The organism is Streptomyces sp. NPDC002574 (assembly GCF_042889545.1).
Taxonomy (GTDB): Bacteria; Actinomycetota; Actinomycetes; order Streptomycetales; family Streptomycetaceae; genus Actinacidiphila.
This window is the reverse complement of record NZ_JBIARB010000005.1, coordinates 435,674-451,554: the sequence shown is the minus strand read 5'-3', so window position 1 is coordinate 451,554 and position 15,881 is coordinate 435,674. Positions and strand designations below refer to the sequence as shown.

Annotated in this window: 15 protein-coding genes; 7 read left to right on the top strand and 8 right to left on the bottom strand. The window is 74.8% G+C overall.

Annotated features, from left to right (window positions below; genetic code table 11):
• Positions 1 to 20 precede the first annotated feature (20 nt).
• The 4 genes from ACFYXS_RS14660 (at position 21) to ACFYXS_RS14645 (ending at position 3,102) form a co-directional block, all read left to right on the top strand.
• Positions 21 to 632, top strand: coding sequence for an NAD(P)-dependent oxidoreductase (locus ACFYXS_RS14660; protein ID WP_389247764.1), 612 nt, complete (start codon positions 21 to 23; stop codon positions 630 to 632).
• 120 nt (positions 633 to 752) lie between these two features.
• Entirely contained in the window at positions 753 to 1,289 is a 537-nt protein-coding gene (locus tag ACFYXS_RS14655; protein WP_389247762.1) for a DoxX family membrane protein, read from the top strand.
• 87 nt (positions 1,290 to 1,376) lie between these two features.
• Positions 1,377 to 2,558: a lactate 2-monooxygenase gene (locus ACFYXS_RS14650; protein ID WP_389247760.1), complete on the top strand. Its 1,182-nt coding sequence runs from the start codon at positions 1,377 to 1,379 to the stop codon at positions 2,556 to 2,558.
• A 52-nt stretch (positions 2,559 to 2,610) separates the two neighbouring features.
• Complete coding sequence (locus ACFYXS_RS14645; RefSeq protein ID WP_389247758.1) at positions 2,611 to 3,102, top strand: hypothetical protein; 492 nt, start codon at positions 2,611 to 2,613, stop codon at positions 3,100 to 3,102.
• A 217-nt stretch (positions 3,103 to 3,319) separates the two neighbouring features.
• On the opposite strand, the gene ACFYXS_RS14640 is transcribed toward ACFYXS_RS14645, so the two are convergent.
• A complete protein-coding gene (locus ACFYXS_RS14640) occupies positions 3,320 to 5,269 on the bottom strand; it encodes a PAS domain S-box protein (protein ID WP_389247756.1) in 1,950 nt (649 codons plus the stop codon).
• A gap of 318 nt (positions 5,270 to 5,587) precedes the next feature.
• Between ACFYXS_RS14640 and ACFYXS_RS14635 the strand changes: the two genes are divergently transcribed.
• Entirely contained in the window at positions 5,588 to 7,942 is a 2,355-nt protein-coding gene (locus ACFYXS_RS14635; RefSeq protein WP_389247754.1) for a phosphoketolase, read from the top strand.
• Between the two features lie 336 nt (positions 7,943 to 8,278).
• Here the strand turns inward: ACFYXS_RS14635 and ACFYXS_RS14630 are convergent, their stop codons facing one another.
• From ACFYXS_RS14630 to ACFYXS_RS14600, 7 genes are read right to left on the bottom strand one after another with little or no spacing between them, the layout of a single operon-like run.
• A complete protein-coding gene (locus tag ACFYXS_RS14630; RefSeq protein WP_389247752.1) occupies positions 8,279 to 10,171 on the bottom strand; it encodes a complex I subunit 5 family protein in 1,893 nt (630 codons plus the stop codon).
• Positions 10,172 to 10,178: 7 nt separating this feature from the next.
• Positions 10,179 to 10,523: a sodium:proton antiporter gene (locus tag ACFYXS_RS14625; RefSeq protein WP_389247750.1), complete on the bottom strand. Its 345-nt coding sequence runs from the start codon at positions 10,521 to 10,523 to the stop codon at positions 10,179 to 10,181.
• Entirely contained in the window at positions 10,520 to 11,248 is a 729-nt protein-coding gene (locus ACFYXS_RS14620; protein ID WP_389247748.1) for an MnhB domain-containing protein, read from the bottom strand. Before ACFYXS_RS14620 ends, ACFYXS_RS14625 begins: the two co-directional genes overlap by 4 nt.
• Entirely contained in the window at positions 11,245 to 11,538 is a 294-nt protein-coding gene (locus ACFYXS_RS14615; RefSeq protein ID WP_389247746.1) for a Na(+)/H(+) antiporter subunit B, read from the bottom strand. Before ACFYXS_RS14615 ends, ACFYXS_RS14620 begins: the two co-directional genes overlap by 4 nt.
• The gene (locus ACFYXS_RS14610; RefSeq protein WP_389247744.1) at positions 11,535 to 11,876 is read right to left on the bottom strand and encodes a cation:proton antiporter; all 342 of its coding nucleotides are present in this window, start codon (positions 11,874 to 11,876) and stop codon (positions 11,535 to 11,537) included. Before ACFYXS_RS14610 ends, ACFYXS_RS14615 begins: the two co-directional genes overlap by 4 nt.
• A complete protein-coding gene (locus ACFYXS_RS14605) occupies positions 11,873 to 12,151 on the bottom strand; it encodes a monovalent cation/H+ antiporter complex subunit F (RefSeq protein WP_389247742.1) in 279 nt (92 codons plus the stop codon). The genes ACFYXS_RS14610 and ACFYXS_RS14605 overlap by 4 nt, the downstream gene beginning before the upstream one ends.
• Positions 12,148 to 12,612: a hypothetical protein gene (locus tag ACFYXS_RS14600; RefSeq protein WP_389247740.1), complete on the bottom strand. Its 465-nt coding sequence runs from the start codon at positions 12,610 to 12,612 to the stop codon at positions 12,148 to 12,150. Before ACFYXS_RS14600 ends, ACFYXS_RS14605 begins: the two co-directional genes overlap by 4 nt.
• A gap of 306 nt (positions 12,613 to 12,918) precedes the next feature.
• Between ACFYXS_RS14600 and ACFYXS_RS14595 the strand changes: the two genes are divergently transcribed.
• Together ACFYXS_RS14595 and ACFYXS_RS14590 are read left to right on the top strand one after the other, a co-directional pair.
• A complete protein-coding gene (locus tag ACFYXS_RS14595; RefSeq protein WP_389247738.1) occupies positions 12,919 to 14,271 on the top strand; it encodes a 6-phospho-beta-glucosidase in 1,353 nt (450 codons plus the stop codon).
• A 168-nt stretch (positions 14,272 to 14,439) separates the two neighbouring features.
• The gene (locus tag ACFYXS_RS14590; protein WP_389247736.1) at positions 14,440 to 15,753 is read left to right on the top strand and encodes a glycoside hydrolase family 18 protein; all 1,314 of its coding nucleotides are present in this window, start codon (positions 14,440 to 14,442) and stop codon (positions 15,751 to 15,753) included.
• Positions 15,754 to 15,881 lie beyond the last annotated feature (128 nt).

Here is a 15,881-nt window from a genome sequence, read left to right as displayed (position 1 = left end):
GACCGGGGAGCGTCGCTGACATGCGCCTCGCCGTCTTCGGAGGCACCGGCCACGTCGGACGCCGGCTCGTCCCCCTGGCTCTCGCCGCCGGCCACGAGGTCACCGTCCTCGTACGCAACCCCGTAGGCCTGTCCGGGCGCGAGGGCCTGCGGATCCTTCCCGGCGACGTGCGCGACGCCCGGGCCGTGGACCGGGTCGTGGAAGGCGCCGAGGCGGTGCTCAGCGCCCTCGGGACGCGGTCGCCGCGCGGTGACACCATCTGCGCCGAGGCCATGCGGCGGATCCTTCCCGCGATGCGCGGGCACGGTGTCCGGCGGCTGGTCGTGGTCGGCGCGTACGGCACGGGACAGGGGCACCGCGGCGCCTACCGCGCGGTGATGTCCCTGGCGATCCCCGCCATCATGCGGGACAAGGACGAGCAGGACGCCCTGGTCCGCGCCGAGGCCGACCTCTGGACGATCGTGCAACCCGCGGTCCTCACCGGCGGCCGCTACTCCGGCGTCTACCGGACCGGCACCGACCTGCGGCTCGGACTCGCCTCCCGGGTCAGCCGCGCCGACGTCGCCGACTTCATGCTCCGCGCGGCGGGCTCCGAGGACTGTGTGCGCAGGGCGGTCGCCATCACGTCCTGACGCCGTGCGACGCCCGGACGGCCCAGCGCGGACGGCGGCCCGCCCGGTGCCCGCCGAGACTGGGGAGGAGCCATGCTCCGGCCCACCGGGGCGCGTCACCGCGGCGAACAGGAGCCGGTCATGCCGTTGAACCACCGCAAGGACCTCGCACTGCTCGCGCTGCGCCTGGGGCTCGGCGGGGTGCTCGTGGCCCACGGCGCGCAGAAGCTCTTCGGCTGGTTCGGCGGACAGGGGCTGGAGGCCGCCGCGGGATCCATGGAGTCCATGGGCTTCGAGCCGGGCGCCCCCAGCGCCCTGGCCTCGGGGCTCGGCGAGGCGGGCGGCGGCGCCCTGCTGGCCCTGGGCCTCGCCACCCCGGCGGCCGGGGCCGCGGCGGCGGGCGCGATGGCGGGGGCGGTCTCCGTCCACGTGCCCGCCGGGTTCTTCTCCGCCTCCGGCGGTTTCGAATACCCGTGCTTCCTCGGCTTCACCGCCGCCTGCATCGGCGTCGCCGGCCCCGGGCGCTACTCCCTCGACCACGCCACCGGACACATCCTCGACCGCCCGTGGACGCTGGCCGTCGCCTTCCTCGGCAGCGCGGTCGCCGCCGCGACGGTGATCACCCGCCGCAATTGCGTCGTACGCGCCCGGATGGCACGTGAGTTGCCCGACGCCTGACCCCACCTGACCCGACCCGACCCGACGGTGGACGCGGCGGCCCGGCCCTGACACAGTCCCTCACGCGGACGAGAGACGGGACCACGCATGGCCGACCGGGCGGACTACCAGTACGAGATCTACCTCAACGGGATGGCGGGGCTGCGGCCGTCGCTGCCCACGGACCTGACGCGGCTGGAGGAACTGGCCGAGGAGCGGCTCGGTCCCGAGGCCTTCGGCTACGTCGCGGGCAGCGCCGGCAGCGGACGCACCGCGCGCGCCAACCGTGAGGCGCTGGACCGGACGCGGATCGTCCCGCGCATGCTGCGCGACGTCACCGGGCGGGATCTGACGACCGAGGTGCTGGGGCGCCGGATCCCGGCGCCGCTCGCGCTCGCCCCCGTCGGCGTGCTCTCCATCGTCCACCCGGACGCCGAACCGGCCGCAGCACGGGCCGCGGCGGCCCAGGGCGTGCCCTTCGTGGCCTCGTCGGCGTCGAGCACGCCCATGGAGGAGGTCGCCGCCGCCATGGGCGACGCGGAACGCTGGTTCCAGCTGTACTGGGCCAAGGACCGCGAGGTGACGGCCAGTTTCCTGCGGCGCGCCCAGGCCGCCGGCTACACCGCGCTGTTCGTCACCCTCGACACGCCGCTGCTCGCCTGGCGGCCGCGCGACCTGGACCAGGCGTACCTGCCCTTCCTCCAGGGCATCGGCACCGCCAACTACTTCACCGACCCCGCCTTCCGGGCGGGGCTCGCCAAACCGGTGGAGGAGGACCTGAACGCGGCGGTGCTGCACTTCGTCGGCATGTTCGCGGACCCCGGCAAGAGCTGGCCGGACCTGGCGTTCCTGCGCGAGCACTGGGCGGGCCCCATCGTGCTCAAGGGCATCCAGCACCCCGACGACGCGCGCATGGCCGCCGACGCCGGCATGGACGGCGTCGTCGTCTCCAACCACGGCGGCCGCCAGGTCAACGGCGCGATCGGCGCGGCCGAGGCGCTGCCCGGTGTCGTCCGGGCGGTCGGCGACCGCCTCGACGTCCTCTTCGACAGCGGTGTCCGCACCGGCGACGACGTCTTCAAGGCCCTCGCCCTCGGCGCCCGTGCCGTCCTGCTCGGCCGCCCCTACGCGTACGGGCTCGGCCTCGGCGGCCAGAGCGGCGTCGAGCACGTCATCCGCTGCCTCCTGGCCGAGTTCGACCTCACCCTCGCGCTGTCCGGGCACCGGCGCGCCGCCGACCTCGGTCCTGACGCGCTGTCAGTGGTGGAGGCGGCGGGGCCGAAGGGCTGAAGATCGTCGGCGTCGGCGCCGGGCGGGGCCGCGGAGCGGGTAGACCGGTGGGGTGCCGGAGGACGTGGAGGCCGCGACGGAGCGGCTCAAGGAGCGGATCTACGCCACCATCACCATGATCTCCGTTGTCGTGGGCCTCTCCGCGAGCGACGAGGTCGACGCGGCGGGCGCGGCGGCCTCGGTCGCCACGGCCGCGCTCGGCGTGTGGCTGGCGGCCGTGGTCGCCGACCAGCAGGCGCACCACACCGTGGCCGGACGCCTCGCCACGGGGCGCGAACTGCGCCGGCTCCTGCACGTCAGCAGCCCGCTGCTGCTCGCCGCGGTGGGGCCGCTCATCCTCGTCGGCGTCGCCGCGATCGGGGCCATGCCGCTGACGACCGCGCTCCTGACCTCGGCCGTCGTCGACATCGCGGCACTCTTCGGCTGGGGTTGCCTCGGCGGCCTGCGCATGGGGGGCGGTCTGCCGACCGCGCTGATCGCGGGCGTCGTGGACGCGGCCATCGGCACGGCCGTCGCGACGGTGAAGGCCCTGGCGGGGCACTGACGTATCCGCTTGTGCGGGTGCGGGTGCGGGTGCGGGTGCTGTTGCCGGTGCGGGTGCGTTGTGGCTGGTCGTGCAGTTCCCCGCGCCTCTTCGGTGTCGTGGTGGCCGCCGTCCGACGGGTGCGGGTCGGCTGTGGTGGGTGGTGCAGTTCCCCGCGCCCCTTTGGGGCGGCGGTTGTGGTCGCCGTGCGAGCGGTTTCCCGCGCCCCTGGGGGCGGTCAGTGCGGGGCCGGGGGTGCGTCGGGCGTGCCGGCGGGGCGGAGGCGGAGGGTGAACCAGACGGTCTTGCCGTCGCTGGAGGGGCGGGTGCCCCAGCCGGCGGCGAGGGCTTCGACCAGAAGGAGGCCGCGGCCGGTCTCGTCGCCGAGGTCGGCGGGCCGGCGCTGCGGGATGTGCGTGCTGTGGTCGGAGACCTCGACCGTGACGTCCAGCGCGGTGCGGTGCAGGCGCAGGCCGAGCGGTCCCTGGGCGTGGCGTACGGCGTTGGTGAGGACTTCCGAGGCCAGCAGGCACGCCGCGTCCGACACGTGGCCGCAGTCCCAGGCGTGCAGGGTGTCGTGGACGAACCGCCGTCCCTCGGCGACGGCGGACGGCACCGCGTCGACCTCCGTAGCGGTGGCCGCGAGCGGCGCCTCGGGCAGCCGGGCCAGCAGCAGCGTGACGTCGTCGGCGTGCCCGTCGGCGTCCGGGCGGAGCGAGGTCAGCACCAGGTCGGCGGCCTCCTCCAGTCCGCCGGAGCGTGCGAACGCGTTGCTCAATTCGGCGCTCAGACAGGCGAGTTGCTCGTCGATGTCGGAGCGCGGGGTCTCCACCAGCCCGTCGGTGTACAGCACCAGCGTGGAGCCGGCCGCCACCGGTACGCAGACCTGCTGGTGCGGCACGTCGCCGACGCCGAGCGGCACGCTGATGGGCGCGGGCAGCGGCCGCACCGGCGCCTCCGGCCCGGGGCCGACCAGCAGCACCGGCAGATGCCCCGCGGAGCACACCGTCACCTCGCCCGCGTCCGGGTCGACGACCAGGTAGCAGCAGGTGACGAGCTGGTCGGGCAGATCGTGCACGAAGGCGTCCAGCGCCTGGATCAGCTGGCGCGGCGGAATGCCGGTCTTGGCCAGGGCCCGCGCCGCCGAGCGCAACTGCCCCATCACGGCGGCGGCTTCCAGCCCGCGCCCCATCACGTCGCCGATGAGGACGCCGACCTGGCCGCCGCCCAGCGGGATCAGGTCGAACCAGTCGCCGCCCACGCCCGCGCCCTGGGTCGCGGGGAAGTAGCGGCTGGCCGTGCGCATGCCGGGCGGCTCGGCAGGGGAGCCCATGAGGCTGCGCTGCAGGGTGAGCGCGATGTGCCGCTGCTGGCGGTACAGCTCCGTCAGCTCCTCCTCGGCGCGCCGCAGGTCGGCGATGTCGCGGACGATGGAGCAGGCGCCGACGATCGCGCCGTCCCGTCCCCGGATCGGCCAGAGGGTGACGTCGACGTCCAGCAGACGACCGGAGCTGGTGACCCGCAGCGTCTCGAAGTGCTCGACGCGCTCGCCCCGCGCCAGGCGGCCGAGCAGGGCGGCGATCTCCTCCTTGAGTTCCGCCGGGGCGAGCATCGACACGTGCTGCCCGATCGCCTCGTCCGCCGCGTAGCCGTACAGCCGCTGCGCCGCCGCGTTCCAGTAGGTGATCCGGCCGTCGAGGGTCTTGGCCAGGATCGCGTCCTGCGAGGACTCGACCAGCACGGCCAGTTCGTTGATCCGCTCCTCGGCCGCCTTGCGCTCGCTGACGTCCCGCACGGCCGCCGAGATGAGCAGTCCGTCGGCGGTCTGCAACGGGCTCAGGCTGATCTCGACGGGGAACTCGCGGCCGTCCTTGCGCAGCCCGTACAGATCGAGCCCGGCGCCCATCGGCCGCACCTGCTGGTTGCCCGCGTAGCCGTGCCGGTACGACGGGTGGTGGCCGCGGAAGCGGCGGGGGACCAGCACCTCCACCGGGCGGCCCAGCAGTTCCTCGCGGGTGTGCCCGAACAGCGACTCCGTCTGGGCGTTGACCAGCCGTATGGTGCCGGTGTCGTCCACGATGACCATGGCGTCGGGAGCCGACTCCAGCAGGGCCCGGAACATCTCCTCGGCGGCGCTGTCGCCCTCGGCGGGGCGAACGGCCGCCCGCTGGTCCCCGGTCGTGTGCATCGTGCTCTCCCCTGTCCCTCGCGCGGTCCGTAGAGGGCCGTTGCGGGGACGTTAGGGCCTGTCGGAGGGCGGCTGCCGGGGATGCGCCGAAAGCGGTCCTGTTCGCTCGGAACTGCTCAATCGGCGGTCTTCGATGTCGTTCCGGCAGCCGGTCGCCACCGGATCACCCGCCGCGCCCGAACGCACGGGCGGCTTCCGGACGACTCTCCGCCGGGGCCGTGTCGTACCGGCGCGCGGGACCGGCCCGGCCCGAGGGTGGAGGAGGACATCCCCGTGCACTCCCCACTCCCCACACCCCCGATCCCTCGGAGGACCGCCATGCGCGACGAGGAGCTGCGGGCGCTGGACGCCCACTGGCGCGCCGCGAACTACCTGGCCGTCGGCCAGATCTACCTGATGGCCAATCCACTCCTGACCGAACCGCTGCGCCCCGAGCACATCAAGCCCCGGCTGCTCGGCCACTGGGGCACCTCACCAGGCCTGAACCTGGTGCACACCCACCTCAACCGCGTCATCGGCGCCCGCGGCCTGCACGCGCTGTGCGTCTGGGGCCCCGGTCACGGGGGCCCGGCGGTGCTGGCCAACTCCTGGCTGGAGGGCAGTTACACCGAGACGTACCCGGACGTCACCCGGGACGCCGCCGGCATGGCCCGGCTGTTCCGGCAATTCTCCTTCCCGGGCGGCGTGCCCAGTCACGTGGCTCCGGAGACGCCCGGCTCGATCCACGAGGGCGGCGAGCTCGGCTACTCCCTGTCGCACGCGTACGGCGCGGCCTTCGACCACCCGGACCTGCTGGTCGCCTGCGTCATCGGCGACGGCGAGGCGGAGACGGGCCCGCTGGCCGCGTCCTGGCACTCCAACAAGTTCCTCGACCCCGTCCACGACGGCGCCGTGCTGCCGATCCTCCACCTGAACGGGTACAAGATCGCCAACCCGGCCGTCCTGGCCCGGCTGCCGGAGGCCGAGCTCGACGAACTGCTGCGCGGCTACGGCCACGACCCGCTGCACGTCACCGGCGACGACCCGCGGGCCGTGCACACGGCGATGGCCCACGCCATGGACACCGCCCTGGACCGCATCGCCCGCATCCAGCGTGCCGCCCGTGACGGCGGCACGGCCGAACGCCCGCGCTGGCCGATGATCGTGCTGCGCACCCCCAAGGGCTGGACCGGTCCGGCCGAGGTCGACGGCGTGCCCGTGGAGAACACCTGGCGCGCCCACCAGGTCCCGCTGCCCGGTGTCCGCGACAACCCGGCCCACCTGGCCCAACTGGAGGCGTGGCTGCGCTCGTACCGGCCGGAGGAGCTCTTCGACGGGGAGGGCCGGCCGCGTGAGGAGGTGCTGGCCCGCGTGCCCGCGGGCGACCGCAGGCTGGGCGCCACCCCGTACGCCAACGGTGGGCTGCTCCTGCGCGACCTGCCGGTTCCGCCGCTGGAGCGCTTCGCCGTCGAGGTCGACAAACCCGGCGCCTCCTTCCACGAGCCGACCCGCGTGCTCGGTGGGCTGCTGGAGCAGGTGATGGCGGCAACCGCCGGGCGCCGCGACTTCCGTCTCGTCGGACCCGACGAGACCGCCTCCAACCGCCTGGACGCGGTGTACGAGGCCTCCGGCAAGGCATGGCAGGCGCGGACGCTGCCGGTGGACGAACACCTGGACCGGCACGGCCGGGTCATGGAGATCCTGTCCGAGCACACCTGCCAGGGCTGGCTGGAGGGCTACCTCCTCACCGGGCGGCACGGGCTGTTCTCCTGCTACGAGGCGTTCGTCCACATCGTCGACTCCATGGTCAACCAGCACGTCAAGTGGCTGCGCACGACCCGCGCGCTGCCTTGGCGCCGTCCCGTCGCCTCCCTCAACTACCTGCTCACCTCGCACGTCTGGCGGCAGGACCACAACGGCTTCTCGCACCAGGACCCGGGCTTCATCGACCACGTGCTGAACAAGGCGCCCGAGGTCGTACGGGTCTACCTGCCGCCGGACGCCAACACCCTGCTCGCGGTGGCCGATCACATCCTGCGCAGCCGCGACCACGTGAACGTCGTCGTCGCAGGCAAACAGCCCTGCCACGACTGGCTGGACCTGGAGGCCGCCCGCGCCCATACCGCCCGCGGCGCCGGCGTGTGGGCATGGGCAGGCACGGAGGACGGCACGCGCGAACCGGACGTCGTCCTGGCCTGCGCCGGCGACGTGCCCACCCTGGAGGTGATGGCCGCCGCGTCGCTGCTGCGCAGGCACCTGCCGGAACTCGCCGTGCGCGTCGTCAACATCGTCGACCTCGCGCGTCTGCTGCCCAAGGACGAGCACCCGCACGGCATGGCCGACCCCGAGTACGACGCCCTGTTCACCCGCGACAAGCCGGTCGTCCTCGCCTACCACGGCTATCCGTGGCTGATCCACCGCCTGGCGTACCGCAGGGCCGGCCATGCCAACCTGCATGTGCGCGGCTACAAGGAGATCGGCACCACCACGACCGCCTTCGACATGGTGCTGCGCAACGACCTCGACCGCTACCGCCTCGTCATGGACGTCATCGACCGCGTCCCCGGCCTCGCGGTGCGCGCCGCGCCCGTACGGCAGTTGATGGAGGACGTACGCCTGCGGCACCACTCCTGGATCCGCGAGCACGGCACCGACCTCCCCGAGGTCACGGGCTGGTCCTGGCCGGGCCACTGACCCGTCCGGCGCCGCAGTGTGTGTGGGGGAGGCGGGGCGGCCCGTTCCGCCTCCCCGGTACGGCTTCGGGCCGGGGGCGCCGGGGATCGACGGAGCCGAGGCGACTCCGGTGGCCGCCGTGGCCGCCGTGACCGCGTCAGTGGTCCGGGTGGTGGTGCCGGAGCCACCGGCATCCGCCGGAGTGCGTCGCCTGGTGCCTCGGACGGCGGCGGCGTCAGCGCGCCCGCGGGGGCCGTCGGGTGCGGTCGTTCGGTCCCGACGCGTACCGGTGCGAAGCCGGCCGTGTCCATCACGACAACGGCGACGCAAACGGCCACCGGCGCGGGCCCCCGCGTGTCAGCCGAGGCCGGACTGCGCGCCGAATGCGACGAGCAGGGCGGCGACTCCGACCGTGAGCCAGGCGACGTAGTCGCCGGGCAGTCCGGAGTGCAGGCGGCGCAGGGGTACGACGGCCCGGCGGGTGACGGCTGTCGCGACGGAGCGGGCCCGCCCCGGCAGCGCGCCGGTGAGGCCCGGGCCCCACACGGCGGCCGCGGCGGCCGCGACGGCGAGCCCCGTGGAGAGCAGCCCGAGCAGTGCCCCGGCCGTGTTCCAGTGCGCGGGCGGCGTCGGCACGGCGGGAACGGAGGCTGACGCGGGGCCGAACGCGGCGGCGAGATAACCCGCGTGGTCGGTGAAGGCCGCGCCCGCGGAGGCGAGGGCCGCGCCGGCGGAGGGGACCGCGCCGACCGCGAGGCTGCAGAGCAGCAGCAGTGCGGGCACCGCGACCATGGGGGCCGGGAGCCGCCGCCGCGGGTCGTGGATCTCGGGCTCCTCGCCCTCGCCGCTCGTCTCCGGCTCCCACGGCCGGTCCGCCGGCCGCGGCCCCGCGCCGCGGAAGACGCGCAGCGCGGCCCGCAGGACGGCCCCGCCGGTCAGCGCGGACGCGAGTACGAAGACCGCCGGCAGCCAGCCCTGCCAGTGGCCCGCGGCCTCCTCGGCCAGTGCCTTGCCGAGCCCGGCCCCGAACGGCGGCAGTCCCGCCAGCACCAGCCCGCCGACGGCGTACAGCGCCCCGGGCAGGGCGAGCCCGCGGGCCCGGCCGTGCAGCCCGTGCTCGTCGACGGAGCCGTAGCGGTCGAGGAGCACCCCGGTCAGTCCGAACAGCGCCGCCTTGGCGCCCGCGTGTCCGGCGACGTACACGGCGGTCCCGGCCGTGCCGAGCGGTGTGAGGGTCGCCAGTCCCACCAGGAAGAGGCCGACGTGCGAGATCGTGGAGAACGCCAGCAGCCGCTTCAGGTGCCGCTGCTGCCAGCACATCACGGCGCCCACCAGCGCGGTCAGCACTCCCGCCGCGGTGAGCGTGTCCCGCAGCGCGTGGTGCGGGATGCCGCCGGGGCCGGCGAACACCGCCCAGTAGACGCGGGCCACGCCGTACACGCCCAGTTCCACCATCACTCCGGACAGCAGCATGCACACCGGGGTCGGGGCGACCGCGTGCGCGTCCGGCAGCCACAGGTGGAAGGGGACCACGGCGGCCTTCACCAGCAGCCCGGTCATCACCAGGACGAAGCCGCACACCACGAGCGCGTCCGGCCCGCCCTCCCGCGCCAGTTGACGCGCGATGGCCGCGAAGCCCAGTTCGCCGGTGCGCGCGTAGAGCAGCGCGATGCCCATCAACGACGCGTAGGCGCCGAGCGAGTTGACCAGCCCGAAGGCCAGCGCGCCCTGCAGCGGCCGCCCGTCCTCGATCCGGTAGCCGGTGAGGGAGTACGCGACGACGCCCATCAGCTCGAAGAAGACGAAGGCGTTGAAGAGGTCGCCGGTCAGCGCGAAGCCGCACATGCCCGCCTCGAAGAGCAGCAGCAGCGCGGGAAAGGTGCCCGCGTTGTCGCCGCCCGGCTCCTCGAAGTACCGCCAGGAGTACGCCAGGACGGCCAGCACCAGCACGGCGACCAGCAGCGCCATGCCGCCGCCCACGCGGTCCGCCTCCAGCACGATGCCCACGCCGTGCCCGCCGGGACCCTCCGGCCGCCAGCCGCCCAGCCAGGTCACCGCGCGGCCGTCGCCGATGCGCGCCCACAGCGTCGCGACGCACGCGACCTCGGCCGCGGCGCAGAGCGTGGCCAGGACGTCGCAGCCCAGCCGCGGCAGCCGGCGTCCGGCGACAGCGAGCAGCACCGCGCCCAGCAGCGGGACGGCGACGGCCAGCGGCAGCAGGACGTTCGCCCCCGCGACGTCCGTTCCCACGCGCGCCTCAGCCCTTCAGCCCGGTCAGCGACTCGGGGTCCAGGGTCCCGTGCCGTTTGCGGAGCTGGATGACGAGGCTGAGCAGCAGGGCTGTCACGACGGCGCCCACCACGATGTCGGTCAGCGTCAGCGCCTGGACGACGGGGTCCACGACGGGCGTGCGGACGGGGACGTCGGAGAACACCGGCGCGGTTCCGCCGCGCCGGTAGCCGACGGCGAGCAGCAGCACATAGGTGCCCGACTGCGCGACGCTCAGGCACCCGACGGCCTGGATGAGGTCACGGCTGGTCACCATGCCGTACACGCCGGCCAGGAAGACCCACCCGGCCACGAGGTAGGGCAGGACGCTCATTTCTCGGTCACCTCCACGGCCTGGTCGAGGAACGAGGCCAGCAGCACCACGACGCCCGAGCCGACCTCGATCCCCACGGCGGCGTTGATCAGCGGCACCAGCCCCCCGGAGGCCAGGTCACGAAAGGTGCCCAGGGGCAGTACGTTCTCCAGGTACGCGCCCGCCACGGCCAGGCCCACGAGGCCGAGGGCGGTGAAGGCGGCGGCCGCCAGCGCGTCCGTGACATCGAGGACGGCCAGCGGGCGGACCCGGCCCAGCACCCGGTAGTCGGCGGCCACGTAGGCGAGATGGAGTCCCGCCGCGAGGATCACCCCGCCCTGGAAGCCGCCGCCCGGACTGAGCTGGCCGTGGGCGACGACGTACCAGCCGGTCAGCACCGTCAGCGGCAGCAGCAGTGCCCCGAACAGCCGCGTCGGCGGCAGGACCCGCTGCGCCGCGGGGGGTACCTTGCGCTCGTCCCGGGCAAGGCGGAGCAGCACGGTCGCGCCCAGCACCGCCGCGAACAGCACCGACTCCTCGCCGAGCGTGTCGAAGGCGCGCTGGTCGAAGTTGACCGACGAGATGACGTTGGCGGTGTGCTGTTCGAGTGCCGCGGTGACGGCGCGCGTCCCGTACGGGTGGGAGGCGCCGCCGAACGCGGGCAGTCGCGTGCAGGCGAGGGCGAAGCCGGCGAGGACGACGGCCGCGGCCACCAGGAACAGGCGGACGCGGGTGGTGCGGCTCACCGGCGCCGCTCCTCGGCCGGGTCCCGTTCCTTCCCGGCCGGCCCCCGGCGTACCCGGCGCACGGTCAGCAGGATCAGCAGCGGGGTCAGCGCGGACCCCACGCCGAGCTGGGACAGGGCCACGTCCGGCGCCTGCAGCAGTGTGAACAGCAGCGCGAACTCCAGGCCGAGCATGGCCAGGACGACGGACTGCCGCACGGGGTCGCGGGTCAGCACCGCGGCGGTCGCCGTGACCGCCACCAGCAGCAGCGCGACGGCGATGAGGACGTCGGCCGCGGTCGTGCCCGTCATGAGCGCGGGTCCCTTCGCTCGTCCTCCGGCCGGATGGGCCGGTCCAGGTCCTCCGGCCCTTCGAGCCGGGTGGTCAGCCGGCCGATCGCCATCGTGGTCACGGGCCCCGAGGCCGCCAGCAGGGCGCCGATCAGCAGCAGTTTCAGCGCCGCCCGGCCCGGTCCGGTCTCCACCGCGACCGCGAGCGCGATCAGCGGGGCGCCCAGCGAGGCCGCGGGCGACAGCGCGTGCAGACGGGCGTAGGGGCCGGGGAGCAGGACCAGCGCCGTCGCGGAGAGCAGCAGCACCGCGCTGCCGGCGACCAGAAGCGCCAGCGCGAAGCCATGACGGACCGTCATGTCGCCGGCCCGCCGCCCTCGTGCGGTTCCCCCGCGAGGAAGCGGGTGAAGACCAGCGTCCCGACCGGGCCGAGCACCGCGAGCACCAGCGCCAGATCGACGTAGGAACTGCGTCCGAAACCCTGCGCCAGCAGCAGGAACTCGACCGCGACCAGCGTGGTCGCCAGGCTCACCCCGGCCAGCCGGGTGTGCGCGGCGCCGCGCAGCGCCAGCCAGGCGCACGGTCCCAGGCCCGCCGCCAGCAGCACCCCGGCCGCGATGAGCCACGCGTTCACGCCCCCGCCTCCTCGACGCCGAGTGCCCGCTCCAGGCCCGACGGGCGGTCGCCGAGGCGGTGCACCGTCAGCAACCGTTCGTCCTCCCCGCCGAAGGCCACGACGTACGCCCCCGGTGTCGCCGACAGCACGGCCGATGCCCACGCAGCCCCGACACCCTCGGGCAGCCGCACCTGTCCGAACCCGCCTCGTGCACGCCGCGCGCCGAGCACCGCCCGCGCCAACTGCCCGGTCTCCCCGAGCAGCGCGCCTGGCCAGGCCAGCACCGTCCGTACCGCGTACCGGGCCCCTCCGGGAGCCGCCCCGGACGCCACGCGCACGGCGTCGGCCGCGATCGCCGCCAGCAGCGCACCGGCCGCGCCGACCACGACCTCCAGCACGGTCACCGGGCTGATCAGCACCACGTACCAGGCCAGGAGCACGAGCAGCCACACCGTCACCCCGGCCGCCCTGCGCCCCATCGCTGCCTCCCCGTCCGTCCGACCGCCCGCGCCGCCAGCCAGGTCTACCGGCCCGGCCGTTCACGGCAGCGCCCGCGCGCCGCCCGCGCGGGCGCTGCCACCCGTTCGCCACACCGGGTTGGCTCGCGTCTACCCGGGGCCGGCGCGCTGATGCCGGCGCCCCGCGGGGGAGCGGGACGTCGCGTGCGGGGCCGTCGTCCCCGGGGGAGGGCGGCGGCTCGGTAGGGTCGGCTCACGCTTCCCGCGCGAGGGGACGCGACGACCCGGTGCCCCGTCCCGCGCGGCGGGCGTGGAGGTGGCGAACGGATGAGGCTCACGATCCTCGGCGGCGGCGGGTTCCGCGTCCCGCTGGTCCACCGCGCCCTGCTGCGGGACCGCGCCGAGGGCCGGGTCACCCACGTCACCCTCCACGACCTCGACGCCGACCGCCTCGACGCCGTCGTACGGGTGCTGCGCCAGATGTCCGAGGAGGCCGGCCGCCCCGGCGACGCGCCGGTGCTCTCGGTCACCACCGACCTGGACGAGGCCGTCACCGGGGCCGACTTCGTCTTCTCCGCCATCCGCGTCGGCGGACTCGCCGGCCGGGTCGTGGACGAGCGGGTCGCGCTGGACGAGGGGGTGCTCGGCCAGGAGACCGTGGGGGCCGGCGGCATCGCCTACGGTCTGCGCACGATCCCCGTCGCGGTCGACATCGCCCGCCGGGTCGCCCGTCTCGCGCCCGACGCGTGGGTCATCAACTTCACCAACCCCGCCGGCATGGTCACCGAGGCCATGTCCCACCACCTGGGCGATCGCGTCATCGGCATCTGCGACTCCCCGGTGGGCCTCGGCCGCCGGGTCACGCACGCGCTCGGCGTCGATCCCGCGCGGGCCCGGCTGGAGTACGCCGGTCTGAACCACCTGGGGTGGCTGCGCGCCGTCCGCGTAGACGGCGTCGACCTGCTGCCCCGCCTGCTCGCCGACGACCGGGCGCTGGCCTCCTTCGAGGAGGGCCGGCTGTTCGGCGCCGACTGGCTGCGCACCCTCGGCGCGGTCCCCAACGAGTACCTGCACTACTACTACTTCGACCGCGAGGCCGTCGCCGCCGCCCGGGCCGCGGAGCGGACCCGCGGCGCCTTCCTGCTCGACCAGCAGCGGAGCTTCTACGACCGGATGCGGGTGCCCGGCACGCCGCCCTTCGCGACCTGGGACGCGACCCGCCTGGAGCGCGAGGCCAGCTACGGGGCGGACGTCCGCGAGGTGGCGGGTGCGGGCGAACGGGACGCCGCCGACCTGGAGTCGGGCGGCTACGAGCGGGTGGCGCTCGCCCTGATGCGGGCCATCGCACGGGACGAGCGCACGACGCTGGTCCTCAACGTCCGCAACCGCCGGGTCCTGGAGCCCCTGGACGCCGACGCCGTCGTCGAGGTGCCCTGCTACGTGGACGCCAACGGCGCGCGCCCGATCGTCGGCGACCCGCTGCCCGATCACGCCGTCGGGCTGGTGACCGCCGTCAAGTCCGTGGAGCGGGACGTCGTCCTGGCCGCCACCACCGGCGATCGCGCGGCGGCGCTGCGGGCCTTCGCCCTGCACCCGCTCGTCGACTCCGTGGCCGTCGCGCGGCGCCTGCTGCGGGGTTACCTCGACCGGGCGCCGGGGCTCGGGTACCTGCGGGACTGACGCCACGTCGGCTGATGCCTCGTCGGACGGTGCCGGTACGGCCCGACGGGCGGTCACGGAGGGCCGGATTCCGTAATGGTGCAGACCATTGACCCCATTGGTCTAGTCCTCCTAGGGTGGCCCCGCACTCTCGCGCGCCTCCACCCGTTTCCGACCCGAGGTAACCGCATGCCCAGACAGCAGGGATCACGCGTCCGCAGAACCCTCGTCGGCCTCGTCGCCGCAGGCACCGCGCTGCTCACGGCGGGCCTGGTCACCGGCCCCGCCGCGGCCCAGCCCGTGACCGCTGCCGTGGACTCCCACGGATCCGCGCACGCGCAGGGACACGACCAGGGCCAGGGGTACGGCCGGCACGACTCCGACGACCGGTCCAAGGTCGTCGGGTACTTCATCGACTGGGGCGTCTACGCCCGCAATTACCACGTCAAGGACGTCGCCACCTCCGGCTCCGCGGCCCGGCTGACGCACATCAACTACGCCTTCGGCAACGTGACGGACGGCAAGTGCGCCGTCGGCGACTCCTGGGCCGACTACGAGCAGCCGTACGACGCCGCGGGCAGCGTGGACGGCGTCGCCGACAGCACCGAGGACGGCACGCTGCACGGCAACTTCGGCCAGCTGCGCAAGCTCAAGAAGCAGTACCCGAACCTCAAGATCCTCTGGTCCTTCGGCGGTTTCAGCTGGTCCGGCGGATTCGGCCAGGCCGCCGCCGACCCCAAGGCCTTCGCCGACTCCTGCTACAAGCTCGTCGAGGACCCGCGCTGGGCCGACGTCTTCGACGGCATCGACATCGACTGGGAGTACCCGGGCGCCTGCGGCCTGACCTGCGACACCAGCGCCCGCACCGCGTACCCGGACCTGATGCGCGCGCTCCGCGACCGCTTCGGGCGGAAGAACCTGATCACCGCCGCCGTCACCGCGGACGCCTCCCCGGGCGGCAAGCTGGAGGCGGCCGACTACGGGCGCGCCGCGAAGTACGTCGACTGGTACAACCCGATGACCTACGACTACTTCGGCACCTGGTCGGCCACCGGACCCACCGCCCCGCACTCCCCGCTCACCGCGTACCGCGGCATCCCGGAGCGCACCTTCAACGCCACGGCGACCGTGCAGAAGCTGCGCAGGCTCGGCGTCCCCGCCCACAAGCTGCTGCTCGGGGTCGGCTTCTACGGCCGCGGCTGGACCGGCGTGACGCAGTCGGCGCCCGGCGGCAGCGCGACCGGCCCCGCCCCCGGCACGTGGGAGGCGGGCAGCGAGGACTACAAGGTGCTCAAGACCCGCTGCCCGGCCACCGGCCTCGTCGCGGGCACCGCGTACGCCCGCTGCGGCGACGAGTGGTGGAGCTACGACACGCCGCGCACCCTGCGGGACAAGGCGGCCTGGGCGAAGGACCAGGGACTCGGCGGCGCCTTCTTCTGGGAGCTGAGCGGGGACACCGCCAACGGCGAGCTGATCACCGCGCTGGGCCGCGGCCTGCGCTGACCCGCCCCCGTCCCCCGCACACACCGAGGGGCCCGGCCGCGCGCGCGGCCCGGGCCCCCCGGGGGCCCCCCCCCGCGGGGCGCCCCCCGCCGGGGGGCCCGACCGGCCCGCCGGCGCCCGGCCCCCCC

Coding starts and splice junctions, on each gene's coding strand:
- ACFYXS_RS14655 (WP_389247762.1), top strand. CDS start 753: ATGCCGTTGAACCACCGCAAGGACCTCGCACTGCTCGCGCTGCGCCTG.
- ACFYXS_RS14625 (WP_389247750.1), bottom strand. CDS start 10,523: ATGAGCGTCCTGCCCTACCTCGTGGCCGGGTGGGTCTTCCTGGCCGGC.
- ACFYXS_RS14595 (WP_389247738.1), top strand. CDS start 12,919: ATGAGGCTCACGATCCTCGGCGGCGGCGGGTTCCGCGTCCCGCTGGTC.
- ACFYXS_RS14600 (WP_389247740.1), bottom strand. CDS start 12,612: ATGGGGCGCAGGGCGGCCGGGGTGACGGTGTGGCTGCTCGTGCTCCTG.
- ACFYXS_RS14660 (WP_389247764.1), top strand. CDS start 21: ATGCGCCTCGCCGTCTTCGGAGGCACCGGCCACGTCGGACGCCGGCTC.
- ACFYXS_RS14615 (WP_389247746.1), bottom strand. CDS start 11,538: ATGACGGGCACGACCGCGGCCGACGTCCTCATCGCCGTCGCGCTGCTG.
- ACFYXS_RS14650 (WP_389247760.1), top strand. CDS start 1,377: ATGGCCGACCGGGCGGACTACCAGTACGAGATCTACCTCAACGGGATG.
- ACFYXS_RS14640 (WP_389247756.1), bottom strand. CDS start 5,269: ATGCACACGACCGGGGACCAGCGGGCGGCCGTTCGCCCCGCCGAGGGC.
- ACFYXS_RS14610 (WP_389247744.1), bottom strand. CDS start 11,876: ATGACGGTCCGTCATGGCTTCGCGCTGGCGCTTCTGGTCGCCGGCAGC.
- ACFYXS_RS14590 (WP_389247736.1), top strand. CDS start 14,440: ATGCCCAGACAGCAGGGATCACGCGTCCGCAGAACCCTCGTCGGCCTC.
- ACFYXS_RS14635 (WP_389247754.1), top strand. CDS start 5,588: ATGCGCGACGAGGAGCTGCGGGCGCTGGACGCCCACTGGCGCGCCGCG.